This window comes from Streptomyces sp. PsTaAH-137 (assembly GCF_003259365.1).
Taxonomy (GTDB): Bacteria; Actinomycetota; Actinomycetes; order Streptomycetales; family Streptomycetaceae; genus Streptomyces.
In genome coordinates this window covers 170,972-195,865 of the sequence record NZ_QLLY01000003.1, presented here as the reverse complement: position 1 = coordinate 195,865, position 24,894 = coordinate 170,972, and the positions used below count along the sequence as shown (strand labels likewise).

General features: G+C 71.4%; 22 protein-coding genes. 4 read left to right on the top strand and 18 right to left on the bottom strand.

Annotated elements, in window-relative coordinates:
• The 10 genes from K377_RS07315 to K377_RS07265 form a co-directional block, all read right to left on the bottom strand.
• Positions 1–951 (bottom strand): ABC transporter permease, encoded by a 951-nt coding sequence (locus K377_RS07315; protein WP_111662355.1) that lies wholly within the window; start codon positions 949–951, stop codon positions 1–3.
• Positions 938–1,741 (bottom strand): ABC transporter ATP-binding protein, encoded by an 804-nt coding sequence (locus K377_RS07310; protein WP_375605911.1) that lies wholly within the window; start codon positions 1,739–1,741, stop codon positions 938–940. Before K377_RS07310 ends, K377_RS07315 begins: the two co-directional genes overlap by 14 nt.
• 27 nt (positions 1,742–1,768) lie before the next feature.
• The gene (locus K377_RS07305) at positions 1,769–2,881 is read right to left on the bottom strand and encodes an aliphatic sulfonate ABC transporter substrate-binding protein (RefSeq protein ID WP_111662353.1); all 1,113 of its coding nucleotides are present in this window, start codon (positions 2,879–2,881) and stop codon (positions 1,769–1,771) included.
• A gap of 233 nt (positions 2,882–3,114) precedes the next feature.
• Positions 3,115–4,461, bottom strand: coding sequence for a sulfate adenylyltransferase subunit 1 (locus K377_RS07295; RefSeq protein WP_111662352.1), 1,347 nt, complete (start codon positions 4,459–4,461; stop codon positions 3,115–3,117).
• 2 nt (positions 4,462–4,463) lie between these two features.
• Complete coding sequence (gene cysD, locus K377_RS07290; protein WP_111662351.1) at positions 4,464–5,414, bottom strand: sulfate adenylyltransferase subunit CysD; 951 nt, start codon at positions 5,412–5,414, stop codon at positions 4,464–4,466.
• Positions 5,411–5,977, bottom strand: coding sequence for an adenylyl-sulfate kinase (cysC, locus tag K377_RS07285; RefSeq protein ID WP_111662350.1), 567 nt, complete (start codon positions 5,975–5,977; stop codon positions 5,411–5,413). The genes cysD and cysC overlap by 4 nt, the downstream gene beginning before the upstream one ends.
• Positions 5,978–5,982: 5 nt before the next feature.
• Positions 5,983–6,705: a phosphoadenylyl-sulfate reductase gene (locus K377_RS07280; RefSeq protein WP_111662349.1), complete on the bottom strand. Its 723-nt coding sequence runs from the start codon at positions 6,703–6,705 to the stop codon at positions 5,983–5,985.
• Positions 6,702–6,881: a hypothetical protein gene (locus tag K377_RS07275; RefSeq protein ID WP_111662348.1), complete on the bottom strand. Its 180-nt coding sequence runs from the start codon at positions 6,879–6,881 to the stop codon at positions 6,702–6,704. The genes K377_RS07280 and K377_RS07275 overlap by 4 nt, the downstream gene beginning before the upstream one ends.
• The gene (locus K377_RS07270; protein WP_111662347.1) at positions 6,878–8,575 is read right to left on the bottom strand and encodes a nitrite/sulfite reductase; all 1,698 of its coding nucleotides are present in this window, start codon (positions 8,573–8,575) and stop codon (positions 6,878–6,880) included. The genes K377_RS07275 and K377_RS07270 overlap by 4 nt, the downstream gene beginning before the upstream one ends.
• A gap of 337 nt (positions 8,576–8,912) precedes the next feature.
• A complete protein-coding gene (locus K377_RS07265; RefSeq protein WP_111662346.1) occupies positions 8,913–9,494 on the bottom strand; it encodes a GNAT family N-acetyltransferase in 582 nt (193 codons plus the stop codon).
• 77 nt (positions 9,495–9,571) lie between these two features.
• Between K377_RS07265 and K377_RS07260 the strand changes: the two genes are divergently transcribed.
• Positions 9,572–10,123 carry an AAA family ATPase gene (locus K377_RS07260; protein WP_111662345.1) on the top strand — a complete coding sequence of 184 codons (552 nt, stop codon included), beginning with the start codon at positions 9,572–9,574 and terminating at the stop codon, positions 10,121–10,123.
• On the opposite strand, the gene K377_RS07255 is transcribed toward K377_RS07260, so the two are convergent.
• From K377_RS07255 to K377_RS07225, 7 genes are all read right to left on the bottom strand, one after another.
• On the bottom strand, positions 10,098–11,387 hold the full coding sequence (locus K377_RS07255; RefSeq protein WP_111662344.1) for a GAF domain-containing protein: 1,290 nt from the start codon (positions 11,385–11,387) through the stop codon (positions 10,098–10,100). The two genes, K377_RS07260 and K377_RS07255, sit on opposite strands and share 26 nt — an antisense overlap.
• A 260-nt stretch (positions 11,388–11,647) precedes the next feature.
• Positions 11,648–13,276: an acyl-CoA dehydrogenase family protein gene (locus K377_RS07250; RefSeq protein WP_111662343.1), complete on the bottom strand. Its 1,629-nt coding sequence runs from the start codon at positions 13,274–13,276 to the stop codon at positions 11,648–11,650.
• Positions 13,277–13,321: 45 nt separating this feature from the next.
• Positions 13,322–14,314, bottom strand: coding sequence for a 2,3-diaminopropionate biosynthesis protein SbnA (gene sbnA / locus K377_RS07245; RefSeq protein ID WP_111662342.1), 993 nt, complete (start codon positions 14,312–14,314; stop codon positions 13,322–13,324).
• An 81-nt stretch (positions 14,315–14,395) separates the two neighbouring features.
• Entirely contained in the window at positions 14,396–15,415 is a 1,020-nt protein-coding gene (gene sbnB, locus K377_RS07240) for a 2,3-diaminopropionate biosynthesis protein SbnB (protein WP_111662341.1), read from the bottom strand.
• On the bottom strand, positions 15,412–16,407 hold the full coding sequence (locus tag K377_RS07235) for a TauD/TfdA family dioxygenase (RefSeq protein WP_111662340.1): 996 nt from the start codon (positions 16,405–16,407) through the stop codon (positions 15,412–15,414). The genes sbnB and K377_RS07235 overlap by 4 nt, the downstream gene beginning before the upstream one ends.
• Positions 16,408–16,437: 30 nt before the next feature.
• Positions 16,438–18,480, bottom strand: coding sequence for an amino acid adenylation domain-containing protein (locus K377_RS07230; protein ID WP_111662339.1), 2,043 nt, complete (start codon positions 18,478–18,480; stop codon positions 16,438–16,440).
• A gap of 4 nt (positions 18,481–18,484) precedes the next feature.
• Positions 18,485–20,908 (bottom strand): Pls/PosA family non-ribosomal peptide synthetase, encoded by a 2,424-nt coding sequence (locus K377_RS07225; RefSeq protein ID WP_111662338.1) that lies wholly within the window; start codon positions 20,906–20,908, stop codon positions 18,485–18,487.
• 433 nt (positions 20,909–21,341) lie between these two features.
• Between K377_RS07225 and K377_RS07220 the strand changes: the two genes are divergently transcribed.
• Positions 21,342–22,508 carry a YihY/virulence factor BrkB family protein gene (locus K377_RS07220; RefSeq protein WP_111662337.1) on the top strand — a complete coding sequence of 389 codons (1,167 nt, stop codon included), beginning with the start codon at positions 21,342–21,344 and terminating at the stop codon, positions 22,506–22,508.
• Positions 22,509–22,793: 285 nt separating this feature from the next.
• Complete coding sequence (locus K377_RS07215; RefSeq protein ID WP_111662336.1) at positions 22,794–23,504, top strand: helix-turn-helix transcriptional regulator; 711 nt, start codon at positions 22,794–22,796, stop codon at positions 23,502–23,504.
• Here the strand turns inward: K377_RS07215 and K377_RS07210 are convergent.
• Positions 23,501–23,869 (bottom strand): VOC family protein, encoded by a 369-nt coding sequence (locus K377_RS07210; protein WP_111662335.1) that lies wholly within the window; start codon positions 23,867–23,869, stop codon positions 23,501–23,503. The two genes, K377_RS07215 and K377_RS07210, sit on opposite strands and share 4 nt — an antisense overlap.
• 78 nt (positions 23,870–23,947) lie before the next feature.
• Here K377_RS07210 and mmuM point away from each other — a divergent pair, with 78 nt between their 5' ends.
• Entirely contained in the window at positions 23,948–24,883 is a 936-nt protein-coding gene (mmuM, locus tag K377_RS07205; RefSeq protein WP_111662334.1) for a homocysteine S-methyltransferase, read from the top strand.
• The last annotated feature ends 11 nt before the right edge of the window (positions 24,884–24,894 follow it).

Here is a 24,894-nt window from a genome sequence, read left to right as displayed (position 1 = left end):
TCAGTTCTTGACGAGGAGGCCGCGACCGCGAAGGACACGACGCTCCAGCGGGCTGAAGATCAACAGGTCGATGACGATACCGACGATCAGGATGAGGAAGATGGCGAGGAAGACCATCGGCATGGACGAGGCGTTGCGGCCGTTCTCCAGGAGCTGGCCGAGGCCCACCCCGAGGTCGGGCGAGGACGCGATGATCTCGGCCGCCATCAGCGAACGCCAGGAGAACGCCCAGCCCTGCTTCAGGCCCGCGAGATAGCCGGGCAGCGCCGCCGGGAGCACGATGTGCCACAGACCGCGCACGCCGGTCGCGCCGAGGGTGCGGCCCGCCCGCAGGAACAGTGGGGGCACCTGGTCGACACCGGAGACCAGACCGTTCGCGATCGAGGGGACCGCGCCCAGCAGGATCACCGCGTACATCATCGAGTTGTCCAGGCCGAGCCAGAGCACCGCGGGCGGCACCCAGGCCACCGACGGCAGCGACTGCAACCCCGACAGGATCGGGCCGATCGCCGCCCGCACGAACTTCACGCGGGCCACGAGCAGACCCAGCGGGGTGCCGATGGCGAGCGCGAAGAGGAAGCCGAGCAGGCCGCGCGACACGCTCGTCCAGATGTAGCCCAGCAACTCGCCCTTCAGCCAGGCGTTCCGGACCTCGGCCCAGACGTCCGACGGCGCGGGCAGCTTCGTCGGATCGTCGACGATCTTGAAGGAGATCAGCGCCTGCCAGACCACGAGGACCACGAGGACCGCGGTCAGCGGCGGCAGGATCTTCTCGCGGAACGTCTTGGAGAACGGTGTGCGGTCCGACCGCACCGTCTCCAGTGCGTCCAGGCCCGCCTCGAGACCGGCGAGGTCGTCGGAGCGCGGGGCGTCCGCGGGCTCGGCGTTCTTGTGGTTCTTGTGGTTCTCGTCGTTCTTGTCGACGACGGCCGTCGGTTCAGTCCTTGCCATGGCGGCGGATCTCCCCCCGGAGCTGTTCGGTGATCTCGACCGAGAGCTCGGCCACGGCCGTGTCCTCGATGCGGCGCGGCTGCTCGATGTCCACGGTCCACTCGTGGGCGATCCGGCCGGGCCGGGACGACAGCAGCACGACGCGCTGGGCGAGCCGCACCGCCTCGCGCACGTTGTGGGTGACGAACAGGACGGAGACGTTCGTCTCCGCCCAGATCCGGGTCAGCTCGCCGTGCAGGACGTCGCGGGTGATGGCGTCGAGCGCGGCGAACGGCTCGTCCATCAGCAGCAGTTGAGCGTCCTGGGCCAGAGCGCGGGCCAGCGCCACACGCTGGCGCATCCCGCCGGACAGCTCATGGACCCGCTTGCCGTACGCGTCCTGGAGCCGTACCAGCGTGAGCAGTTCCTCGGCGCGGGTGCGCCGCTCGGACTTCGCCACGCCCCGGAGTTTCAGGGCGAGTTCGATGTTCTTGCCCGCGGTCAGCCACGGGAACAGTGCGTGCTCCTGGAACATCAGGGCGGGGCGCCCGTCCGTCGTGATGGAGCCGGCCGACGGGGCGTCGAGCCCCGCGACCAGGTTGAGCAGGGTCGACTTGCCGCAGCCCGAGGCTCCCAGGAGGGTGACGAACTCGCCCGGAGCGACATCGAGGCTGATGTCGTCCAGGACGAGCTGCGGCCCGGCCGGTGTGCCGAAGGACTTCGATACGTGCTCGATACGGGCCGCCGCGCCGCCCGTGCCGGCGGCGGAGCCGGCCGCCGTCGTGGCGAGGGTCGTCGCCATGGTCGTCACCTCCTGGGAACTCGGTCTACAGGGCGGTTACTTGGCGCCGAGACCGGCGTCGTCGACCGCGGTGGCACCCTCGGCCTTGAGGATCTTGTTCAGCGGCTCCAGGTCATAGATGCCGGCGAGGTCCGGCTTCTCCAGCAGACCGGCCTTGACCGCGTGGGCCGCCTCGGTGTCGAGGGTGGAGGCCAGCGGGTCGTCCGTGAACTCGATGGACTTCCACGCCGGGTCCAGGACGTCCGCCGGGAGCGCCTTGCCCGAGTCGATCTCCAGCTGCTTGTTCGCGGCGGCCTTCGCCTCGTCGGAGTTGGCGTTGATCCACTTGTTGGTCTTCACCGAGCCGCGCAGCACGGCCTCGACGACGTCCGGGTGGGCCTTGAGGAACTTCTGCGACACGATGATGTTCGTGATCACGAACTTCTTGTCGGGCCACAGGTCGGACTCGTCGAGCAGCACCTTGCCGCCCTCGGCGACCAGCTTGGACGCGGTCGGCTCCGGCACCCAGGCGCCGTCGATGGAGCCGGACTTGAAGGCGTCCGGGGTGATCTTGTTGTCCGTGCGGACGACGGAGACGTCGCCCTTGCCGGAGTTCGCGTCGACCTTCCAGCCCTTCTCGGCGATCCAGTTCAGGAACGCGACGTCCTGCGTGTTGCCGAGCTGCGGGGTGGCGATCTTCTTGCCCTTGACGTCGTCCAGGGACTTGATCTTCTTGGGGTCGACGACGAGCTTCACACCGCCGGAGGCGCTGCCGCCGATGATGCGCAGCGACTTCCCCTTCGACTTGGTGTAGCCGTTGATCGAGGGGGAGGGGCCGATCCAGCCGATGTCGATGGACCCGGCGTTCAGCGCCTCGATCTCGGAAGGGCCGGCGTTGAAGATCTGGTACGAGGCCTTCGTACCCTTCAACTCCTTCTGGAAGAAGCCCTTCTGGTTGCCCACGAGAGCCGTGCCGTGGGTCAGGTTGCCGAAGTAACCGATCTTGACGGTGTCGGCGGAGAGCGCCTTGCCCTTCGCGGCGACCTTCTCCTTGGAGCTGTCGTCGGCTTCGGAGCCGTAGCTGCACGCGGTCGCGGTGAGCGCGATGAGCGGCAGGGCGGCGACGGCGATCAGCGAGCGTCGCGCGAGGGTGGAGCGGCTGGCAGGCACGGGAGGTGTTCCTCTCGTAGGCCCGGCGGGTCACGCCTCAGGGCGTGGCCGGGAGGTCGGCAGGTCTTCGTCTTCGCAGGTAAGGGCGGTGGGGGGTGAGGGCGCGCAAGCAGTGCGCGTACGTCTTCACGCACATCGGGCGACCCCGCCCTGTCCGCTGCCGAGGGAGCCGCTGCCGACGCGGCCGCCCTCCTTGGCGAACGTGCCGTAGTAGTCGATGGTGATCATGATGATCAGAAGTCCCAACCGTCTTCGTCTTCAACGGACGTGGTGGCCTCGGCGGTCGCGAACGACTCTCCGGCCATCCCGGCGGCGAGCGTGGTGCCGTCCGCCGGGTCGATCAACAGGAACGAGCCGGTGCGCCGCGAGTCGGCGTACGTGTCGATGGCGAGCGCCTCGGCGAGCCGCACCTTCACCCGGCCGATGTCGTTGGCGACGAGCTGCCCGGGGGAGGGGTGCTGGGAGAGGTCGTCCAGCGTGAGCCGCGACGGGATCTCCTTGACGATGGCCTTCACCGTGCGGGTGGTGTGCTTGAGCAGCACGCGCTGGCCGACGGTGAGCGGGGTGTCGGCGACATGGCAGACGGTCGCCTCGATGTCCTGCGAGGTGGCGGGCGCGTCGTGGCTCGGCACGATCAGGTCGCCGCGCGAGACGTCGATGTCGTCCTCCAGGAGGAGGGTGACCGACTGCGGTGTCCAGGCCACGTCGACCGGCGTGCCCAGCAGATCGATCCCGGCCACCTTCGAGGTGCGCCCGGACGGCAGGACGGTCACCGACTCGCCGACGCGGAACGTCCCGGCGGCGATCTGGCCCGCGTAGCCCCGGTAGTCGGGGTGCTCGGCGGTCTGCGGACGGATCACGTACTGCACGGGCAGCCGCGCGTGGCAGCCCGTCAGGTCGTGGCTGACCGGCACCGTCTCCAGGTGCTCCAAGACCGTCGGGCCGCCGTACCAGTCCATGTTCGCGGACGGCTCCACGACGTTGTCCCCGGCGAGCGCCGAGATCGGGATCGCGGTGATCTCCGGCACGCCCAGCTCCCCGGCGTACGCGGTGAACTCCTCGGCGATCCTCGCGAAGACGGTCTCCTCGTAGCCGACGAGGTCCATCTTGTTGACCGCGAGGACGACGTGCGGGACGCGCAGCAGCGCGGCGACGGCCGCGTGCCGGCGGGTCTGCTCGATGACGCCGTTGCGGGCGTCGACCAGCACCACGGCCAGGTCGGCGGTGGAGGCGCCGGTGACCATGTTCCGCGTGTACTGCACGTGCCCCGGGGTGTCCGCGAGGATGAACCGGCGCCGGGGCGTCGCGAAGTAGCGGTAGGCGACGTCGATGGTGATGCCCTGCTCGCGCTCGGCGCGCAGTCCGTCGGTGAGCAGCGCGAGGTCCGGCTCGGCGGCGCCGCGCGAGCGCGACGCGACCTCGACGGCCTCCAGCTGGTCGACGAGGACCGACTTGGAGTCGTGCAGGAGGCGGCCGACCAGCGTGGACTTGCCGTCGTCGACGGAACCGGCCGTGGCGAACCGCAGCAGGGTGGTGGCCGAGAGACCGGCCAGCTCTTCAACAGCGGGGGTGGTGCTCATGTCTAGAAGTACCCTTCGCGCTTGCGGTCTTCCATCGCGGCCTCGGACATCTTGTCGTCGGCGCGGGTGGCGCCCCGCTCGGTGAGCCGGGAGGCGGCGATCTCGGCGATGACCTGGTCCAGCGTCTCGGCGTCCGAGTCGACGGCCCCGGTGCAGGACATGTCGCCGACCGTGCGGTAGCGCACCCGGCGCTTCTCCGGGACCTCGCCCTCCTTCGGGCCGCCCCAGTCACCGGCCGTCAGCCACATGCCGCTGCGGCTGAACACCTCGCGCTGATGGGCGAAGTAGATCTCGGGGAGTTCGATGTTCTCGCGGGCGATGTACTGCCAGACGTCCAGCTCGGTCCAGTTGGACAGCGGGAAGACGCGGACGTGTTCGCCGGGGGCGTGGCGGCCGTTGTAGAGCTGCCACAGTTCGGGGCGCTGGCGGCGCGGGTCCCACTGCGAGAACTCGTCGCGGAGCGAGAAGACGCGCTCCTTGGCGCGGGCCTTCTCCTCGTCGCGGCGCCCGCCGCCGAAGACCGCGTCGAAGCGCTCGGACTGGATCTTCTCGGTGAGCGGCACCGTCTGGAGGGGATTGCGCGTCCCGTCCGGACGTTCGCGCAGGACGCCCCTGTCGATGTAGTCCTGCACCGAGGCGACATGCAGCCGGAGCCCGTGCCGTTCCACCGCGCGGTCGCGGTAGTCGAGGACCTCGGGGAAGTTGTGCCCGGTGTCGACGTGCAGCAGCGAGAACGGCACGGGCGCCGGGGCGAACGCCTTCAGCGCCAGGTGCAGCATGACGATGGAGTCCTTGCCGCCGGAGAAGAGGATCACCGGCTTCTCGAACTCGCCCGCCACCTCGCGGAAGATGTGCACCGCCTCGGACTCCAGCGCGTCCAGGTGGCTGAGGGCGTACGGGCTGTCGGTCTCCCCGGATCCCTCGGAGACGGAAGAAGTGGCTGCGGTCGTCATGCGGCGAGACCCCTCTCGGTGAGCAGCGCGCGCACGGCGGCCGCGGACTCCTGCACGGTCTGGTTCTGCGACTCGATGCGCAGGTCGGGCGATTCGGGTGCCTCGTAGGGGTCGTCCACCCCGGTGAGGCCCTTCAGTTCACCGGCGGCCTGCTTGGCGTACAGGCCCTTCACGTCGCGTACGGAGCACACGTCGACCGGCGTGGCCACGTGCACCTCCAAGTAGGCGGTACCGCCCACCTGGTGGCGCTTGCGCACCGCCTCGCGGCTGTCCGCGAACGGCGCGATCACCGGGACGAGCGCCAGCACGCCGTTACGGGCGAGGAGTTCGGCCAGGAAGCCGATGCGCTGGACATTCGTGTGGCGGTCCTCGCGGCTGAAGCCGAGGCCCGCCGAGAGGTATTCGCGGATCTCGTCGCCGTCCAGCACCTCGACCTGCCGGCCCTCGGCGCGCAGCGTGTTCGCCAGCTCGTACGCGATGGTGGTCTTGCCGGCGCTCGGCAGACCCGTGAGCCAGATCGTGGCTCCGGTCACTTGCTTCTCCAAAATCTGGGGTGCGTTCATGGGGGTCAGCCGTGCAGTCCGCACTCGGTCTTCGCGCGCCCGGCCCAGCGCCCGGCGCGCGCGTCCTCGCCCTCCAGGAGGCGGCGGGTGCACGGGGCGCAGCCCACGGACCCGTAGCCGTCCATCAGGAGCGGGTTGGTGAGCACTCCGTGCTCGGTGACGTAGGCGTCGACGTCGTCCTGCGTCCAGCGGGCGATCGGCGAGACCTTCACCTTCCGGCGCTTCTCGTCCCAGCCGACGACCGGCGTGTTCGCGCGGGTGGGGGACTCGTCGCGGCGCAGCCCGGTGGCCCAGGCGGCGTACTGGGTCAGCCCCTCCTCCAGCGGCTTGACCTTGCGCATCGCGCAGCACAGGTCCGGGTCGCGCTCGAAGAGCCGGGGGCCGAACTCGGCGTCCTGCTCGGCCACGGTCTGCCGGGGCGTGAGCGTGATGACGTTGACGTCCATCACGGCCTCGACGGCGTCCCGGGTGCCGATCGTCTCCTCGAAGTGGTAGCCCGTGTCGAGGAAGACGACGTCCACGCCGGGCATCGCGCGGGAGGCGAGGTGGGCGACGACCGCGTCCTCCATGGACGAGGTGACGCAGAACTTCTTCCCGAAGGTGTCCGTCGCCCACTGGAGGATCTCCAGGGCGGAGGCGTCCTCCAGGTCGCGCCCGGCCCGCTCGGCGAGCGCCTTCAACTCTTCGGTGTGCGCGTCGGTGTCCGACGAGATCTGAGTCGTGGTCATATCTGTTCCCCTCCACCGTCGTTGCGCTGAAGTCCCCGGGACAGCAGCCCGAGGAACTTCAACTGGAAGGCTCGGTTGCATGCCGCGCATTCCCAGGCGCCGTGACCTTCGGGGTTGGGCCGAAGATCCTCGTCGCCGCAGTAGGGGCAGTAGAAGGGCGCCGCGCGCTCGCTCATGACAGGGCCTCCTCGGAGGCGCGGCCCGCCCAGGTGGCGAAGCGCTCGCCGTTCTCGCGCTCCGCCTGGAAGCGCTTGAGGACCCGCTCGACGTAGTCCGGCAGCTCGGCCGACGTGACCTTCAGACCGCGCACCTTGCGGCCGAACCCGGCCTCCAGGCCGAGCGCGCCGCCGAGGTGCACCTGGAAGCCCTCGACCTGCTCGCCGTTCTGGTCGAGCATCAGCTGGCCCTTGAGACCGATGTCCGCGACCTGGATGCGGGCGCAGGCGTTGGGGCAGCCGTTGAGGTTGATGGTGATCGGCTCGTCGAAGTCCGGGATGCGGCGCTCCAGTTCGTCGATGAGGGAGGCGCCGCGCGCCTTCGTCTCGACGATGGCCAGCTTGCAGAACTCGATGCCGGTGCAGGCCATCGTGCCGCGCCGGAACGGCGACGCGTTGACTTTCAGGTCCAGCGCCTCCAGACCCGCCACCAGCGACGGGACCTGCGCCTCCTCGACGTCGAGCGCGATCATCTTCTGCTCGGCGGTGGTGCGCAGCCGGCCGGAGCCGTGGGCCGCCGCGACCTCGGCGATCTTCGTGAGGGTCGTGCCGTCCACCCGGCCCACACGCGGCGCGAATCCGACGTAGAAGCGGCCGTCCTTCTGGCGGTGCACCCCGAGGTGGTCGCGCCAGGTGCCCTTGGGCTGCTCCGGGGCGGGCCCGTCGACGAGCTTCCGCTTCAGGTACTCGTCCTCCAGGATCTGCCGGAACTTCTCGGTGCCCCAGTCGGCGAGCAGGAACTTCAGGCGGGCGCGGGTGCGAAGCCGCCGGTAGCCGTAGTCACGGAAGATGCCGATGACACCGCCGTACACGTCCGGGACCTCGTCGAGCGGCACCCACGCGCCGAGCCGCTGGCCCAGCTTGGGGTTGGTGGACAGGCCGCCGCCCACCCAGAGGTCGAAACCGGGGCCGTGCTCGGGGTGCTCGACCCCGACGAACGCGATGTCGTTGATCTCGTGCGCCACGTCCAGCTGCGGGGAGCCGGAGATCGCGGTCTTGAACTTGCGCGGCAGGTTGGAGAAGTCCGGGTTGCCGATGAAGCGCCGCTGGATCTCGTCGATGGCCGGGGTGCCGTCGATGATCTCGTCCTCGGCGATCCCCGCGACCGGCGAGCCGAGGATGACGCGGGGCGTGTCACCGCAGGCCTCGGTCGTCGACAGGCCGACAGCCTCCAGACGGTTCCAGATCTCGGGCACGTCCTCGATCCGGATCCAGTGGTACTGGATGTTCTGCCGGTCGGTGATGTCGGCGGTGCCGCGCGCGAACTCCTGCGAGATCTCGCCGATGACCCGCAGCTGCTCGGTGGTCAGCCGCCCGCCGTCGATCCGGACGCGCAGCATGAAGTACTCGTCGTCCAGCTCCTCCGGCTCCAGGACGGCGGTCTTGCCGCCGTCGATCCCGGGGCGCCGCTGGGTGTACAGACCCCACCAGCGCATGCGTCCGCGCAGGTCGTTGGGGTCGATGGAGTCGAACCCGCGCTTGCTGTAAATCGTCTCAATGCGTGTCCGCACATTGAGACCGTCGTCGTCCTTCTTGAACTGCTCATTGCCGTTGAGCGGCGTGAAATGGCCCGCGGCCCACTGGCCCTCGCCGCGGTGACGGCTCACCTTGCGGCGGGGCGCGGCCGTGGTGGGCTTTTCAGGGGTGGCAGCCATGGATACGTCCTTCAAGGCAGGCTTGGGGCGGCTCTGACCCGCACACTTCGCGCAAGGGCGCGGCGGTGTGCAGGGAGATAGGGGTGAAGCGAAGTCGGCGGTGCTGGTTCTCTCAGCGCGCCGGACAGATGGCGCTGGACATGCGGCCGAAGTCGACGTGCCGCCGACTCACCAAGGCGATTCCAGCTGTAGACATGACGGAAGCGTGTCACGGGACTTTGGGCCCGGTCCACCATCGTCCGCCATGTGGACGAATGTGTCCCACATGGCGGACAGGTGTGGTCCTGGTCACGTCAAAGGTGGCATCCGGTGCCCGGATTGCCGGGAAATGGGGCGGTCAGGCTCCCGGCCACGGCCCCGGAGTGGCCACGTCCGGTTCCTCCGCGACCTCCGTCTTGAACAGCCGGAACCCGCGCCGCTGATAGTTGGCCATCGCGTGCTCCCCGTCCAGGCTGCACGTGTGCACCCAGACCCGCTTCGTCGGCATCCGCCCGGGCCACCGCTCGGCGAGGTCCCAGGCCCGCGCGATCCCGTACGACAGCAGGTGCCCGCCGATCCGGCGCCCCCGGAACGCCGGGAGCAGCCCGAAGTAGGCGATCTCCACCGCGCCGTCGTCCTGCGTCCCGAGTTCCACGAACCCGGCGGGCGTCCCCTTCTCGTACGCGACCCAGGTCTCGCTCCCCGGGCGGCCGAGCTGCTCCTGCCACTGGGCGTACGTCCAGCCGAGCCGGTCGATCCAGTGGATGTCGCCGCCCACGGACGCGTACAGGAAACGGCTGAACTCGGGGGAGGGCACCTCGGCGCGCACCACGCGCACGTCCTCGCCCTCGGGCGGCGTCGCGGGCCGCAGGTCGGACGGGGAGGTCTGCTCCAGTGACCAGGTGGTGACGGTCACGGTGGGGGTGTCGCTGCTGCTCATGCGGTCATCGGATCACGACCGGCGGCATCCGGCCAAGGGCTGCCGGTTCCGCGCCCCGGCGGCTAACGTCGGCGCCCATGATCGTATGGCTCAACGGAACCCATGGCGCGGGCAAGACGACGACCAGCAGGCTCGTGCGGCAACTGATCCCCGACTCGCGGGTGTTCGACGCGGAGAAGGTCGGCGAGACCCTGATGGACATCACGCCGACGCTGTCCCCGACGGACAACTTCCAGCACTGGCCGCCGTGGCGGCCCCTCGTCGTCGAGACCGCCCGCCACGTCCTCGACTACACCGGCGGCACGCTCGTGATGCCGATGACGGTCCTCGTCGAGGAGTACTGGCGGGAGATCAGCGCGGGACTGGCCGAGCACCGCATCCCCGTGCACCACTTCGTCCTCCACGCCGACCAGGAGACGCTGCGCGACCGCATCGAGGGGGACACCGTCATGGGCCCCGCCCCCTCCGAGTTCCGCCTCAAATACCTCGAACCGTACGCCGAGGCCGCCCGCACCTGGCTGCACGAGGAGGCCGAGGTCGTCGACACCACGCACCTCACGCCCGAGCAGGCCGCCGAGCGGATCGCGCGGGAGGTCGCGGCCGTCAGAGCGCGTCGGCCCGCGCCCTGACCACCGTCGGCGCCGTCGAGTGCGGCAGCAGGTCCAGCGGGTCGCCCGGCAGCACCGTCTCGACCTCGGCGTTCTCCTGGAAGCGGTACGGGCGATGGGCCAGCAGGCCGCCCAGATAGCGCCTGATCCGTGACATCTCCGCGCGCACCGTCACCGTCCGCGCCGGGTCGCCGAACAGATCGTCGGCCAGCCCCGCCGCGCTGCGGCCGGCCGGCTGCCGGGCCAGCAGATACAGCAACTCGGCATGGCGCGGGCTCAGTTCATGGGCCCAGGACGCCGCGCTGTCCGTGACGTGCAGCGACGGGCGGCGCGGCCGGCTCAGGTCCAGGGTGATCCGGGTGGCGGTCGGCGGCCGCGGGGCGTCGTCCGCGAGGACCAGCAGCCAGCCGCCCGCCAGCGGGGTCACCTGGCAGGGGCCCAGCGACGGTATCCAGCAGCGCCCCTCCGCCGTCTGCTTGGGCAGCGCCACCCGCTCCGGCAGCGGCATCCCGGTCACCGCGGCCGGCCAGCCGTGCGGGTCGACGGCGAGCGCCCTGCCCCGCATCCGGGCGAGCAGCGGCGCGGCCACCGACCGCAGCCGCTCCAGACCCGCGACATGCCGCTCGCGCAGCCGGGCCTCGGCGAGCTGGGCAACCGAGGTCACCCAGGACAGCGTCGCCGGGTGCATCGTCTCCAGCGGCCCGCTCACGTCCACGACCCCGAGCACCCGCCCGTCGCGCGGGTCCTTGATCGGCGCCCCGGCGCACGTCCACGTGTGGTGCGACTCCACGAAGTGCTCGGCCGAGAACACCTGGACGGGGCGGCGGGTCACCAGCGGCGTACCGACCCCGTTCGTGCCGACGACGTGCTCCGCCCACATCGCGCCCACCTGGAAACCCAGCCGGTCGCCCTTGCGCTGCACCGCGGGATGCCCCTCGCGCCACAGGATCCGGCCGTCCGCGTCACCGATCACCATGATGTGCTGCGCGGCCTCGGCCACCGCCACCAGCGCCTCCCGCAGCACGGGCAGCACCGGCACCAGGGGCGACGACTGCCGCCGCTCCTCGACCTCGTCGACGCTCAGCAGCCCCCGGCGCACATCGCGGTCCGGATCGACGCCGTCGCGCAGCATCCGCCGCCAGGACTCGCCGATCACCGGCCGGGGCCGCACCCGGGGCCGCTGCCCGGAGAGCGTGGCGGCGCGGACGCCCTTGAGCAGGTGCGACGCGAGCGTCACGTCCATCGCCGACAAGCGCGCCAGATCGATCGTGGAGTCGTTGTTCATGCCGGAAACCTCGGTCTGCGAACGGGCTGAGGGCGGTCTGCGGGGGAGCCACGCCGTCGTGCGTCCTCCGAGCCACGGCAAGGGTCGGACTTTAGAAGGAACGTTGCAACCCCCTGCAACCCTGGCGAACAGCCGTGCGGCGTTTGAAACTGGGATCAACGCCGCTCCGGCGGCGCTCAAGCTCCTGACGGGGCCTCTGAAGGCGGGGATGGTGCCGTGTCGGCGCGGCACCATCCCCGTAACTCTGTTCGAGCCGCGGGTCAGACCGGCTGCGCCCGCCGCACGATCGCCCCCAGGTCGAGCGTGTGCGGCAGCGTGCCGAACGCCGCGCCGCCGTCCCCGCCCAGCCGCGTCCCGCAGAACAGGTCCGCGACCTCCGGCGGGGCGAACCGGACGAGGAGCGAACCCTGGAGGACGAGCGCGATCCGCTCCGTGAGGCGGCGGGCCCGCGCCTCGATGCCGTCCAGGTCGCCGAGTTCGGTCAGCAGCCCCTTCACCGCGGCGTCGAGCCGGTGGTCCGCGCCGCGCGCCCTGCCGATCTCCACGAGGAACGCGTTGAACGCCCGCGGCTCCCCGCGCAGCACCCGCAGCACGTCCAGCGCCTGCACGTTCCCCGACCCCTCCCAGATCGAGTTCAGCGGCGCCTCGCGCAGCAGCCGCGGCATCCCCGACTCCTCCACGTAGCCGTTGCCGCCCAGGCATTCGAGGGCCTCGGCCACCAGCGGGGTGCAGCGCTTGGTGACCCAGTACTTGGCGGCGGGCACCGCGATCCGCAGGAGGTCGGCCTCCGCCGGGTCGTCGGAGTCGTAGGCCGCCGCGAGCCGCAGCGCCAGCGTCGTCGCCGCCTCCGACTCCAGGGCCAGATCGGCCAGCACGTTCTCCATCAGCGGCTTGTCGATCAGCCGGCCGCCGAACGCCTCCCGGTACGCGCAGTGGTGCACCGCCTGCGCGACCGCCTGCCGCATCAGCGCGGCGGAGCCCAGCACACAGTCGAGCCGGGTCGCCGCGACCATGTCGATGATGGTGCGCACCCCGCGCCCCTCGTCACCGACCCGGCGCGCCCACGTCCCGTCGAACTCGACCTCCGCCGAGGCGTTGGAGCGGTTGCCCAGCTTGTCCTTCAGCCGCTGGATCGCGAACACGTTCCGTCCGCCGTCCTCCAGGACCCGCGGCACCAGGAAGCACGTCAGCCCCTCGGCGGCCTGCGCGAGAACCAGGAATCCGTCCGACATCGGGGCGCTGCAGAACCACTTGTGGCCGGTCAGCGCGTAACCGCCGTCCTCCCGGACGACCGCCCGCGTGGTGTTCGCCCGTACGTCGCTGCCGCCCTGCTTCTCCGTCATCCCCATGCCGAACAGCGCCCCGGCCTTGTGCGCCGCGGGCCGCAGCCCGGCGTCGTACACGGTGGAGGTCAGCAGCGGCTCCCAGAGCGCGGCGAGGTCCGGCTGCGCGCGCAGCGCGGGCACCGCCGCGTGCGTCATCGACAGCGGGCACAGATGCCCCGCCTCGACCTGGGACCAGACCAGGAAGGCCGCGGCGCGCCGCACATGACCGCCCGGCCGGGTCCAGGCCGAGGTGAGCCCGGCGGAGACGCCCTTGCCCAGCAGCCGGTGCCAGGACGGATGGAACTCCACCTCGTCGATCCGGTGGCCGTAGCGGTCGTGGGTGCGCAGGCGCGGCGGGTTCTCGTTCGCGAGCCGCCCCCACTCCTGGGCCTGCGCCGAACCGGCGGTGCGGCCCAGCAGCGAGAGCTCCGCCCGCGCCTCGTCCAGGAGCCCGGGCGCCAGATGCCGGGCCACACCCTCGGTGAGCGGCCGGTCGGTGGTGAAGACGTCGTGCCCCGTCAGGGGCGGGGGCTGGTTCCCCACGGTGTGCGTGCTGCCTGCCATGTCCTGGAACCTACCCGGGCGTACCCGGACGCTTCACCACCACACTCAGCCGATGTGCGCCATCGCCGGCTCCGCCTCCGCCTCCGCTTCCGCCGGGTGCCGGCCGCTGTCGGCGAACGGCCAGCCGTCGCGGTACACGGTGTCGAGATAGCGCTCACCGAGGTCCGGGGCGATCGCCACGGCGGTGAGGCCGCGCCGTCCGTGCCGGGCCAGCCACTGGTCCGCGCCGCTGATCACCGTGCCGGTCGAGCCCCCGAACAGGAACCCGTGGCTCGCGAGCCGCCGGCACACCCGCACCGCGTCGCTCTCGTCGACGTGGACGATGTCGTCGATGTACGAGGTGTCGAGCAGCGGCGGCCGCACGCCCGCGCCGAGCCCGGGGATGAGCCGGGGACCGGCCGGGCCGCCGAAGGTGACCGACCCGACGCTGTCGACGGCGACGATGCGCACCCTGCGCCGCCACTGCCAGAACCAGCGGGCGCAGCCCATCAGCGTCCCCGTCGTGCCCGCCCCGACGAACAGCACGTCGAGCCGGGGGAACCGGTGGGCGATGGCCGGAGCCGTGGTGCGGAAGTGCGCCCGCCAGTTGCCCTGGTTGCTGTGCTGGTCGAGCCAGACGTAGCGGTCGTCCGCCGCGCACAGCGCCCGTACGTACGCCTTCCGGGCGCCCAGCAGACCGCCGTGCGCCGTCGGTTCGCTGACCACGTGCACCTGGGCGCCGAGCGCCCGCATGAGCCGGATCGTGGGCTGGTTGCAGCGCACGTCCGTCACACACAGGAACCGGTGGCCGCGGTGCGCCGCGATGACGCTGAGCGCCACGCCCAGATTCCCGGACGAGGACTCGATCAGGATCGAGCCCGGCCGCAGGAGCCCCTCTCGCTCCGCGGCGTTCACCATCTCGGTGGCGGCCTTCATCTTGATGGATCCTGCGAAGTTGAACCCTTCGCACTTCAGGAAGAGCGGCAGATCGAGCGTCGACCGCAGGTCGACGTAGAGCCCCTCCTCGTTGAACTGTGCGGGATCGTCAATGACAGGCATGATGTCCCCCCGCCCCCCTCTCCTCGAATCCCCCGTCGCGCATGTCCCCCTGCCTTTCTGTCGTGCTGTGCTGCGGTGCGGTCAGCCGTGGCGGCTCAGCTCGTGGAAGAAGCCGTCCACCACGTGCAGTCGCCCCCTCCGGGCCACTTCGTCGTGGACGAACCGGCCGACGGCGAGGTCGAGCACCCCGAGACCGAACGGTGAGAACACCACGGTCCGGTCGGCGGGTGTCCGGGACCGCCCGGCGAGCACGTCGGCGAGTGTGCCGTCGATGAACTCCCTTCCTCCGGTGAGCTGTTCGGCCAGGTGTGGTGAGGTGTCCGCCTTGAGGCAGTGCTCGACGTCGTCGACGTAGTTGGCGGACGCCAGCAGGATCTCCGGCGCGAGATCGCGCAGCGACACGTGCAGCACCAGCGGATGGTGCGCGAACCAGGCCGGATCGTGCAGATGCGGCCGGGCCGCGACCGTCGCGCAGACGATCAGGTCGCTGCCGCGGACGAGAGGCTCGGCGGTGTCGTGCAGCGTGACCTTCCCCTGCACGCCCGTCCGCCGCAGATAGTCGCGGAACCCGTCCGCGCTGTCCGGCGCCGGGTCGTAGACCCCGGTCTCCTCGAACTCCCATCCTGTGGCGATGAGATGGGAGTGGATGTAGCGGGCGATGAGCCCGGTCCCGATGAACCCGGCCCGTGTCGGCCGGTCCCGGCCGGCGCTGAGCCGGTCGGCCGCGAGCGCGGCGGAGGCGGCGGTCCGGGTGGCGCTGATCACCGAACTCTCCAGACAGGCGTACGGATATCCGGTGTCCGGGTCGTTGAGGATCAGCACGGCCGAGGCCCGGGGCAGCCCCGACGCGGTGTTCTCCGGAAAGCTGGAGATCCACTTCAGGCCGTCCACCCGCAGCGGACCGCCGAGCGAGGCGGGCAGCGCGATGATGCGGTCCTTCGGCCGGTCCGGGAAGCGCAGGAAGTACGAGGGCGGGTTCACGGTGCCGCCCGTGGCGTGCAGCAGATAGACCGCCTCGATCAGCTTCCCGAGCTCCGGTTCCCGCCCCTCCAGGGCCTCCTGGACCTGCTCGCCGGTGACGACGGCGAAGGTGGGTGTCATGCGCTCACCCCGGCGGTCGGCGCGCAGTCGGCGAGCCGGACCGGATCGGCGAGCGCGGCGAGCATCTCGCGCGTCCCCTCGAACGGCTCACGGCTGTGCGCGGTACGGACGTTGTCGACGAGCAGCAGATCGCCGGCCTGCCAGCCGACGCGGACGGTGTGCGCCGCGTACACCTCGTTCAGGACGTTCACGACGTCCTCGTCCACCGGATCACCGTTGCCGTAGCGGGTGTTGAAGGGCAGCCCGTCCGGCCCGTACTCCTCGACGAGGTAGTCGCGGACCTCGGGGTCCATCGTCCACTCGCTGAGGAACGCGATCTGGTTGAACCAGACGCGGCGGCCGTCCGCCGGGTGCCGCAGCACGGCGCTGCGGTGCTGCCGGGTGCGCAGGGAGCCGTCGTCCTGCCAGGCGAAGTCGATGGCGTGCGCCCGGCAGTACGCGGCGACGGCGTCCCGGTCGTCGGTGCCGAAGGCCTCGGCGACCGAGGCCCCGATCTCGTCGTGGTACGACCGGGTCAGCAGCCATCCCTCCTGCTCGAAACGTTTGGTCAGATCGGCGGGGAGCGCGTCCAGGACGGCGCCCGCGTCGGCGAGACCGGTGGCGCCGCCGCTCGCCGGCGCCTCCAGGCAGGCGAAGAGCATCAGGCCCGGGAAGTCCAGGGCGTAACTCACCTCGTGGTGCATGCACATCTGCTGGTTCGGCGGCCACTTGGTGGCCGAGTACAGGCCCTCTCCGTACGTGCGCCGGGGTGCGAAGGGTTCCGTGTCGGACATGAGCGTGCGGGCGCAGCGGCGGAAGACGGCCGCCACCGCGTCGGGGCCGGACAGGCCGAGGCCGCGGACGAGCAGGTGCCCGTGTTCCGCGACGGCCGTCCGCAGGGTGTCCCGGTTGCGGGTCGCCCAGTCGACGGGATCGCCGTCGGACTCGGCGCGCACCAGGGGCGGTTGTCCCGGCGCGAGATGGATGTGCGGGGTGGAGCTGGAGAGCGGCATGCGGGTGCTGCTCCTTTCGGATGCCTCGGTTCAGATGCGTCGGTCGAGCAGGTCGGCGAGGTCGGTGAGGACCGGCCGCCGGGTGACGTCCTTGAGGGTGACCACCCGGTCCAGGGCGATCGCGAGCTTCACGGCGGCCAGCGAGGTGCCGCCGAGATCGAAGAAGTGGTCGTGGCGGCCGATGCCCTCGACGGGCACCCCGAGCACCTCGGCCCAGGCGGCGGCGGTCCGGCGCTCGGCGTCGGTGCGGGGCGGGTCGTCCGCCGTGCCGTCGAGCTGCTCGGCGAGCGCGGTGAGCGCACGCCGGTCGGTCTTGCCGTTGCCGGTCAGCGGCAGCCGCTCCCGCCAGTGCACCGCGTACGGCACCATGTAGGGCGGCAGCGAGACGGCCAACCGATCCCGTACGTCGTCCTGCCGGGTGCCCGCGCAGAACGCGGCCAGTTGCGTGCCGCGCACCACGACCACCGCGCCGTCGCGGACGCCGGCCACCCGCAGCAGCGCGTTCTCGATCTCGCCGAGTTCGACGCGGAAGCCGCGGATCTTCACCTGGTTGTCGCGCCGCCCCAGGAACTCCAGCTTCCCGTCGGGCCGCCAGCGCCCGTGGTCGCCGCTGCGGTACAGCCGCTCGCCCGGCCGGTAGGGATCCTCGGCGAACGCGGCCAGCGTGCGCTCCGGGTCGTTGACGTAACCGCGCCCGACGCACACCCCCGAGAACACGATCTCGCCGGGCGCGCCGAGCGGCACGGGCAGCAGATCGTCGTCGACGACGTAGATCCGCACGTTCGCGACCGGCGGCCCGAGCGGCACCCGGTCCCCGTCCGGCGCCCGGTCGAGGACCTCGTGGTTGGTGTCGTCCGAGGTCTCCGTCAGGCCGTACGCGTTGACGAGCCGCACGCCGGGCCGGGCCGCGAACCAGCGCCGGACCAGCTCCGCCTTGACGGCCTCACCGGTCACCGACACGCAGCGCAGATCGGGCAGTTCGCGCGGCCGCTGCCCCAACTCGGCCAGCACCGCCTCCAGATAGGACGGCACGACCTGCAACACGTTGACCCGCGCGCGTTCGACGGTCTCGACGAACCGTGACACGTCGAGGATCGTCTCCTGACCGATCACGCAGGTCCGGCCGCCCGCGACGAGCGCGGCGACGAGCTGCCACAGCGAGATGTCGAAGCACTGCGGCGCGGTCTGGGCGACCGTGTCGCCCGCGCCGACGCCCAGGTCGTCGATCTTGGCGAGTACGTGGTTGAGGAACCCGGCGTGCTCGCACATCGCGCCCTTGGGCTCGCCGGTGGAGCCGGACGTGAAGTAGATGTAGGCGAGGCGGGACGCGGCGACGGGGACCCCGAGATCGGTGTCCGGGTGGCCCTCGGTGAGAGCGTCCGCCACGGACAGGGTCTCTGTGGGGTGTGCGGGGTTCTCGGGATTCCCGGTCTCCGCGACGACGAGCGAGCAGCCCGCCCGGCCGAGCATCCCCGCGATCCGTTCCTCCGGAAAGTGCGGCTCGACCGGCAGATACACCCCGCCCGCCTTGAGCACGCCGAGCACCGCGGCCATCCACTCCAGGCCCCGGTCGAGGACCACGGCCACGACGCCCTCGGGCCGCAGGCCGCGCGCCAGGAGGGCCCGGCCCACCTGATTGGCGCGGGAGTTGAGCTCGGCGTACGTCCACTGCCGCTCCCCGTGCACGGCGGCGACATCACCGGGCCGCGCGGCCGCCTGCTCCTCGAACAGCTCGTGCACCCGCCGGTCGGGCAGCGTGCGGGTCGGCCCCGCCAACTCCTCCAGCTGGTGCCGGAGTTCCGCCTCGGAGAGCAGGTTCCGGCGGCGCGGGGCGGTCAGCGCGGTGACGTGGTAGCCCGCGATCCGCTCGGCCGCCGCCCGGTCGTACCGCTCGGGCAGATGGTGCAGCAGCAGGGTGTGCCGCGGGGTGACGCTCACCCGCAGCACCTGGTCGTCCCGCTCGGCGGACAGCGCGGCCAGCACCCGCTCGTGCGCCGCCTCCACCGCGCCCCGGGGCACCAACAGGCCCTTGGGCAACGGAACTTCGATCTGCGCGAGAACTTCCGTGGTCATGGTGTTACCTCCCCACCGCCGGGTTGCCGCCCCAGTGCGCCCCCGGTGGCATCTGCTCGCCCTTCATCAGGAAGGAGTCGGGGGCGAGCACCGCCGCGTCTCCCATCTCCACGCCGTAGTGAACGAGTGCGCCCGTACCGAGCGTGCAGCCCGCGCCGATCACGATGTGGTCGGACTTGAAGGTGCCGTCCTCCTGCGAGTGCGCCTGCACCTTGGAGTGCGTGCCGAGCGTGCAGTCGTCGCCGATCGTCACCAGGGTGCGCTCGGTGATGTACGCGCCGTCGTCGAAGACCCGGCGTCCGATGCGCACGCCGAGGGCCCGCCACACCAGGGCCTTGAACGGCGTGCCGTTGAAGATGGCCAGATGGTTGTCGGGCGTCTTCCACAGCCGCTCGTGCCACCAGAAGTACGGGTCGTAGATCGAGCACAGCTGCGGCTCCAGCGGCCGGAACCGGCAGATCACCCGCTCGATGAACACGTAGTAGGAGGTGCTGAACACGAGCCCGAGCAGCATGGCCGCGCCGACGAAGAGGGCGGCGGCCCCGCCGTAGGTGTCGTACAGGTCGAAGGCGACGAGCGCGATCAGCGAGATCACGAGCCAGTGCAGCCAGCGCAGCGCCAGGAACAGGCCCATCGTGCCCAGGTTGGAACGGTTCTTCGCGGCGAGCCGGCGCCGCAGCTCCTCGCCCTCGCGCAGGTGGTCGAAGCGGCTGTCGCGCTCCACCGAGCGCGGGATCTCGAAGGCCGGCGAGCCGAGCAGCCCCACGCCCTCGCGCACCGGGCCGTCCAGCGGCACCAGCACCTTGGTCGCCAGCAGACAGTTGGCGCCGGTGCGGGCCCCCGACGGGTAGACGATGTGGTTGCCCAGGAAGTTGTGGTCCCCGATCGTGGTGCGCGAGACCTTGAACGAGGTGGCCGAGAAGTCGGCGTTGATCACCGAGAGTCCGTCGGCGACCATCGTGCCGCTGCCGACCGTGGCCAGGTACGGCGTCTCGTGCTGCACCTCCGTACCGAAGTTGGAGCCGGTCTGCTCGACCTTCGACAGGTCGTAGCCGATGGCCTTCAGGTAGCCGGTGATGTACGAGCTGTCGCCGCACAGCCACTTGAAGAACTTGACGTTCGTCATCCGGGCGATGGCGCGCTGCACCGAGTAGTGGAAGCCGTACAGCGGATAGACGCGGCCCTCGCGCAGCAGCGGCCCCAGCGCGCGCGGCACGAGGGCCACCCCGGCGAACCCGCACAGCAGGAACGCGGCGAACCCGACGACCGACAGGCCCAGCGCCTCGGCGTAGAACGCCGGCGAGGTCAGGTCCTCCGTCTCCGGTGCCAGCAGCGAGCCCAGCGCGGGCACCTCGGTCAGCAGCAGATACGTGCCGCCCAGCGCGAGCGGCGTCCACAGCAGCAGCGCCGGAAGCAGGGCGCCGAGCGCGTATCCGATCCGGCGGGCGGCCGACGTACGGGCGGGCGGTACGCGGACGTAGTCGACGTCCGTGCGCCGTGCGGGGGAGCCGTGCCAGCGCTCGCCCGCCGGGACCGCGGCCCCGTCGTACAGGGCGGAGGCATGGCCGAGCTGGCTGCCGTCACCCATCGACGTACCGATGTCGAGCACGGTCTTCTCGCCGACGTACACGTCCCGGCCGATCGTGACCGGGCCGGTGCGGATCATGCCGGCCTGCGCCCGGTAGCCGAGGAACGTGGCCTCCTTGCGGAGCACCGTCCCCGCGCCGATCGTCACCAGGTCCGTGCAGACCGGGACGGCCCGCGACAGGATCGTCACGCCCGGGCCGATCCGCGCGCCGAGCAGCCGCAGATAGAAGACGTACAGCGGGTTGCCGACGAACAGCATCAGCGGGTTGGTGTGCAGCAGCACCTTCACCGTCCACAACCGCACGTACGCGAGGCTCCACACCGGGAACTCGGTCGCACGCCAGCGGCCGACGAGCAGCCACTTCGCCACGACGGGCAGCACACACGCGGCGGCGAACAGCGTCACGCCGAACACCAGCGCGCGCAGGTACACGTCGACGACACCGGAGGCCCCGGAGATCCACGCGTAGCCGTGCGCGGTGACGAACCCGGCGAGCGCGCAGTACCCGGCGAAGACCAGGAACTGCAGCACGCCGCAGAGCACATGGCGCCGGTTGTTCCCCGGCGGCGGTGGCGGTTCCGGCGCCGCCGCCCGGGCCGGCGCGACGGCGGGCGCCGCGTCGAGCGCGGCCGCCAGACTGCGGATCGTGGGGTGCCCGTAGACGTCCCGCATCGACACCGACGGCAGATCGGTGCGCTTGCGGACCCGGGCGCAAAAGTGCGCCATGACCAGAGAATTGGCACACAGATCGTCAAAGAAATGACTATCGGGCGGCACATGATCCTGCCGCACGACACCAGCCAGAACTTCGGCGAGAACGCGTTCGGTGCCGTTCGCCACTTGTGCTCCTCGTGGTTAATCCTGTTGTTTCTGAAAAGCAGGAGCAAACGGTGAATTGCACGCCGCGGCCGGTCGCGCTTCTGCAACGGGCATGGCCCGAACCCCCGATGTCCCCCCAGGTACGCTGCGCTCGCACGGCCCCCCGCCGGGCGCAACGAATACAATCCGGATTCTTTCTAGAATTTCATGAACGGTGCAACCCGGATTCGACGTTTGGCGCTTTCCTGTTCCCCGCTCCTGACGCGGCCATGTCGTTCGAACCTCGATATGACCTGCCCCGCCGGGGAACTCACCCGAAAAGACGGCGAGGCCCCGCCGCGCGGTTCCCGGAACACGCCCCCACCATTCGGCCAGAACGGTCGCGCGCCGGAGCCGCCGTCGCTGCCCGGCACCGGGGATGAGTGCCGCCGCCTGTGACGGATACCTTTAGGACGTGCAGCCAGCAAGTGAATCCCCCCAGCGGCAGGGCCGTCTCCACCGCGCGCGCGTGCTCTACCAGAACGTCTCCAAACGCAGGACCGCGTGGCTGCTCCTCAAGGACACCGTCAACTCCTGCATGGAGTACCGCATCCTGGGCCTCGCGGCCGAGGCCGCCTTCTTCACGCTGCTGTCGGTGCCGCCGCTGCTGTTGTCGCTGGTCGGGCTGCTCGCGTACGTCGACGCGTGGACCGGCGCCAACACCATCGAGGGCGTCCGCGACAACATCCTGGAGGCCTCGCGGACGGTCCTGAGCGATCAAGGCGTGAAAGAGATTGCAGAACCGATCCTGGACGACGTCCTCAAGGGCGGCCGCCCCGACGTCATCTCCATCGGCTTCCTCATCTCGCTGTGGTCGGGCTCGCGCGCGGTCTCCACGTTCGTGGACACCGTGACCGTGATGTACGGCCTCGACGGCGTGCGCGGCATCGTCAAGACACGGCTGCTCGCCTTCCTGCTGTTCCTCGTGGGGCTCGTCGTCGGGTCGGTCGCGCTGCCGTTGATGATCGCCGGGCCGGACGCCGTGATCGGCCTGGTGCCGTGGTCGGAGACGCTGGTCCAGATCCTGTACTGGCCGGTCGTCCTCGTGCTGTCGATCGCCTTCCTCACGACGCTGTACCACGTGTCGGTGCCGGTGCGGTCGCCCTGGATCGAGGACGTGCCCGGAGCCCTGGTGGCCCTCGCGATGTGGATCCCCGGCAGCTTCCTGCTCCGCCTGTACCTCACGAACACCATCGAGGGCCCGACGATCTACGGCTCGCTCGCGGCGCCCGTCGCCGTGCTGCTGTGGATCGGCGTCTCGGCCTTCGCCGTGCTGGTGGGGGCCGCCGTGAACGCCGCGATCGACCGGGTGTGGCCGTCCGTGGCCACGGCCGCGGCGCGGGCCGCCAACGAGCGGGGCCGGGCCGTCGCCGCCGCGCCGCGCTTCGTCCACTCCGCCGAGCCGGATGACGACGACGAGGCCGACGCCGACGACGGGCTCGGGGACCCGGACATGCCGTCCGAGTTCCCCGAGCGCTGGTCGAAGTTCCTGCCGCCGGAGGACGTGACGTCGCGTTTGCGGACGTCTCATGCACGCCGCGGCGACTCTCCTCCGGAGGACGACGACTCCCCGGGGACCTAGCCCCCCGGACGCCCCCCGCCTTGGGCAGTCTGCCGCCTGGGGCGGCAGGGTGGGCAAGGCGGCACCCCGGCGCGGGGTGAGCGCTTCAGGGGGCGGCCACCTCGGCGCCGTTCGCGGGTGCGGCCCCGGTGGGGGCTGGTCGCGCAGTTCCCCGCGCCCCTGGCGGGGCTGGCGAGCAGCCGGGTCATCCACCTGGCGGGGCTGGCGAGCAGCCGGGCCATCACCTGACGGGGCTGGCGAGCAGTCGGGCCGTCCAGGTGGGAGGCCGGGGCGGGCCCGTCTAGGCTGGGTGGTGTGGACGGGTACGTGGAGCGGGGCGCCCGGGTGCCGGGGGCCGTGTTGTGGACGCGCACCCTGGACCCGGCGCAGGGCCCGATCGCGCCGGTGCTGCCCGACGGCTGCATGGACCTGCTGTGGCTGGAGGACGGCGCGGGGGAGCTGCGGATCGCGGGCCCCGACACCCGGGCCCACCGCCCCGCCGCGGACACCGCCACCCGGTACGCGGGCATCAGGTTCGCCCCGGGAGCCGCCCCCGCCTGGCTGGGCGTCCCGGCCCACGAACTGCGCGACCGCGGTGTCGCCCTGGCCGATCTGTGGCCGTCCGCGCAGGTGCGCCGCCTCACCGAGCGGATCGGCGCGGCCGCCGACCCGCCTGCCGAACTGGAGGCCGTCGCCGCCCGGCTCACGGCAGCGGCGGCCCCGCCCGACCCGCTGCTCGCCACAGTCGTGTGCGCGCTGGACTCCGGCGCGACCGTCGCCGGGACCGCGCGGCTCACGGGCCTCGGCCCCCGGCTCCTGCACCGCCGTTCCCTCGCGGCGTTCGGCTACGGCCCCAAGACCCTCGCCCGCGTCCTCCGCCTCCAGCGCGCCCTGGCACTGGCTCGCGCCGGTGTCCCCTTCGCCGAGACGGCCGTCCGCGCCGGATACACGGACCAGGCGCATCTCTCCCGCGACGTGCGGGACTTGACCGGCCAGACACTGCGCCGCCTGGTCTAGGCGAACAGGTCGATCTGGTTGCCGTCCGGATCGAGCACCACCGCGTACCGCTGCCCCCAGGGCGCGTCGAACGGCTTGCTCTCGCCGTGGTGCCCGGCTGCCGTCACCCGGTCGTACACCGCGTCGACGCCGGCGGCGTCACCGCAGTGGAAGGCCAGTGCGATCCGGCCGCGGACCTGGTCGGCCGTGCTCTCGACGGGATCGAACATCAGCCGGATCCCGCCGGCCAGTTCAGTCTCGACGTGCGGCTGCCGCTCGGCGCCCTCGGGGAACGCGAGGCCCAGGAGACGGTAGAAGGCGAGGGACGCGGTCAGATCGGAGGTGCTGACACCGATGGCGTCCATACGAATGCTGATCTCGTTCATGCTCCTCACCGTAGGCGGGCCGCGGGCCGCCGGTCTTGTACGAAACGGACGCCGGACACGGACCGGTAGCGTCGGGCCATGAACACCAGCACGTCACCCGATGCCTTCGACGGCCCCGGCACCCTCGCGTCGGCCCTGCGCGGCGACGCGGCGGTCGTCCTCGACGGCGGCCTGTCCAACCAGCTGGAGGCCGCCGGGCACGACCTGAGCGACGAGCTGTGGTCGGCGCGGCTGCTCGCCGAGCACCCCGAGGCGATCGTCGCCGCCCACCGCGCCTACTACGAGGCGGGCGCGAGCGTCGCCATCACCGCGAGCTACCAGGCCACCTTCGAGGGGTTCGCGCGGCGCGGCGTCGGACACGGCCGCGCGGCCGAACTGATGGCGCTGAGCGTGGAGTTGGCCCGGGAAGCTGCGCGCCGGGCGGAGACCGGGCGGCCGCTGTGGGTGGCCGCGTCCGCGGGCCCGTACGGGGCGATGCTCGCCGACGGCTCGGAGTACCGGGGCCGGTACGGGCTGAGCGTCGCGGACCTCGAGCGCTTCCACCGGCCGCGCCTCGAAGTGCTCGCCGGGGCGCGGCCGGACGTCCTCGCCCTGGAGACCGTCCCCGACGCGGACGAGGCCCGCGCACTGCTGCGGGCGGTGCGCGGACTCGGCGTCCCGGCCTGGCTCTCGTACAGCGTCGACGGCGACCGCACCCGCGCGGGCCAGCCCCTCACCGAGGCCTTCGCCCTCGCCGCCGAGGCCCCCGAGATCATCGCGGTCGGTGTGAACTGCTGTGTGCCCGAGGACGTGGACCACGCGGTCGGCCTCGCGGCGGAGATCACCGGAAAGCCGGTGGTGGTGTACCCGAACAGCGGCGAGACCTGGGACGCGCGGGCCCGCCGCTGGACCGGGCAGGGCTCGTTCTCGGGGGACCTGGTCACCGGCTGGCGGGACTGTGGGGCGCGGCTGATCGGGGGGTGCTGCCGGGTGGGGCCCGGGGCGATCACGGAGATCCGGTCGAGCCTCGCGTGAACCGGCTCGGG

What these genes read in the sequence shown, in the direction of transcription:
- K377_RS07230 (WP_111662339.1), bottom strand. Translation starts at nt 18,480, where the DNA reads ATGACCACGGAAGTTCTCGCGCAGATCGAAGTTCCGTTGCCCAAGGGC.
- K377_RS07295 (WP_111662352.1), bottom strand. Translation starts at nt 4,461, where the DNA reads ATGAGCACCACCCCCGCTGTTGAAGAGCTGGCCGGTCTCTCGGCCACC.
- K377_RS07210 (WP_111662335.1), bottom strand. Translation starts at nt 23,869, where the DNA reads ATGAACGAGATCAGCATTCGTATGGACGCCATCGGTGTCAGCACCTCC.
- K377_RS07270 (WP_111662347.1), bottom strand. Translation starts at nt 8,575, where the DNA reads ATGGCTGCCACCCCTGAAAAGCCCACCACGGCCGCGCCCCGCCGCAAG.
- K377_RS07280 (WP_111662349.1), bottom strand. Translation starts at nt 6,705, where the DNA reads ATGACCACGACTCAGATCTCGTCGGACACCGACGCGCACACCGAAGAG.
- K377_RS07265 (WP_111662346.1), bottom strand. Translation starts at nt 9,494, where the DNA reads ATGAGCAGCAGCGACACCCCCACCGTGACCGTCACCACCTGGTCACTG.
- K377_RS07235 (WP_111662340.1), bottom strand. Translation starts at nt 16,407, where the DNA reads ATGCCGCTCTCCAGCTCCACCCCGCACATCCATCTCGCGCCGGGACAA.
- cysC (WP_111662350.1), bottom strand. Translation starts at nt 5,977, where the DNA reads ATGAACGCACCCCAGATTTTGGAGAAGCAAGTGACCGGAGCCACGATC.
- sbnA (WP_111662342.1), bottom strand. Translation starts at nt 14,314, where the DNA reads ATGCCTGTCATTGACGATCCCGCACAGTTCAACGAGGAGGGGCTCTAC.
- K377_RS07255 (WP_111662344.1), bottom strand. Translation starts at nt 11,387, where the DNA reads ATGAACAACGACTCCACGATCGATCTGGCGCGCTTGTCGGCGATGGAC.
- K377_RS07260 (WP_111662345.1), top strand. Translation starts at nt 9,572, where the DNA reads ATGATCGTATGGCTCAACGGAACCCATGGCGCGGGCAAGACGACGACC.
- sbnB (WP_111662341.1), bottom strand. Translation starts at nt 15,415, where the DNA reads ATGACACCCACCTTCGCCGTCGTCACCGGCGAGCAGGTCCAGGAGGCC.
- K377_RS07275 (WP_111662348.1), bottom strand. Translation starts at nt 6,881, where the DNA reads ATGAGCGAGCGCGCGGCGCCCTTCTACTGCCCCTACTGCGGCGACGAG.
- cysD (WP_111662351.1), bottom strand. Translation starts at nt 5,414, where the DNA reads ATGACGACCGCAGCCACTTCTTCCGTCTCCGAGGGATCCGGGGAGACC.
- K377_RS07315 (WP_111662355.1), bottom strand. Translation starts at nt 951, where the DNA reads ATGGCAAGGACTGAACCGACGGCCGTCGTCGACAAGAACGACGAGAAC.
- mmuM (WP_111662334.1), top strand. Translation starts at nt 23,948, where the DNA reads ATGAACACCAGCACGTCACCCGATGCCTTCGACGGCCCCGGCACCCTC.
- K377_RS07250 (WP_111662343.1), bottom strand. Translation starts at nt 13,276, where the DNA reads ATGGCAGGCAGCACGCACACCGTGGGGAACCAGCCCCCGCCCCTGACG.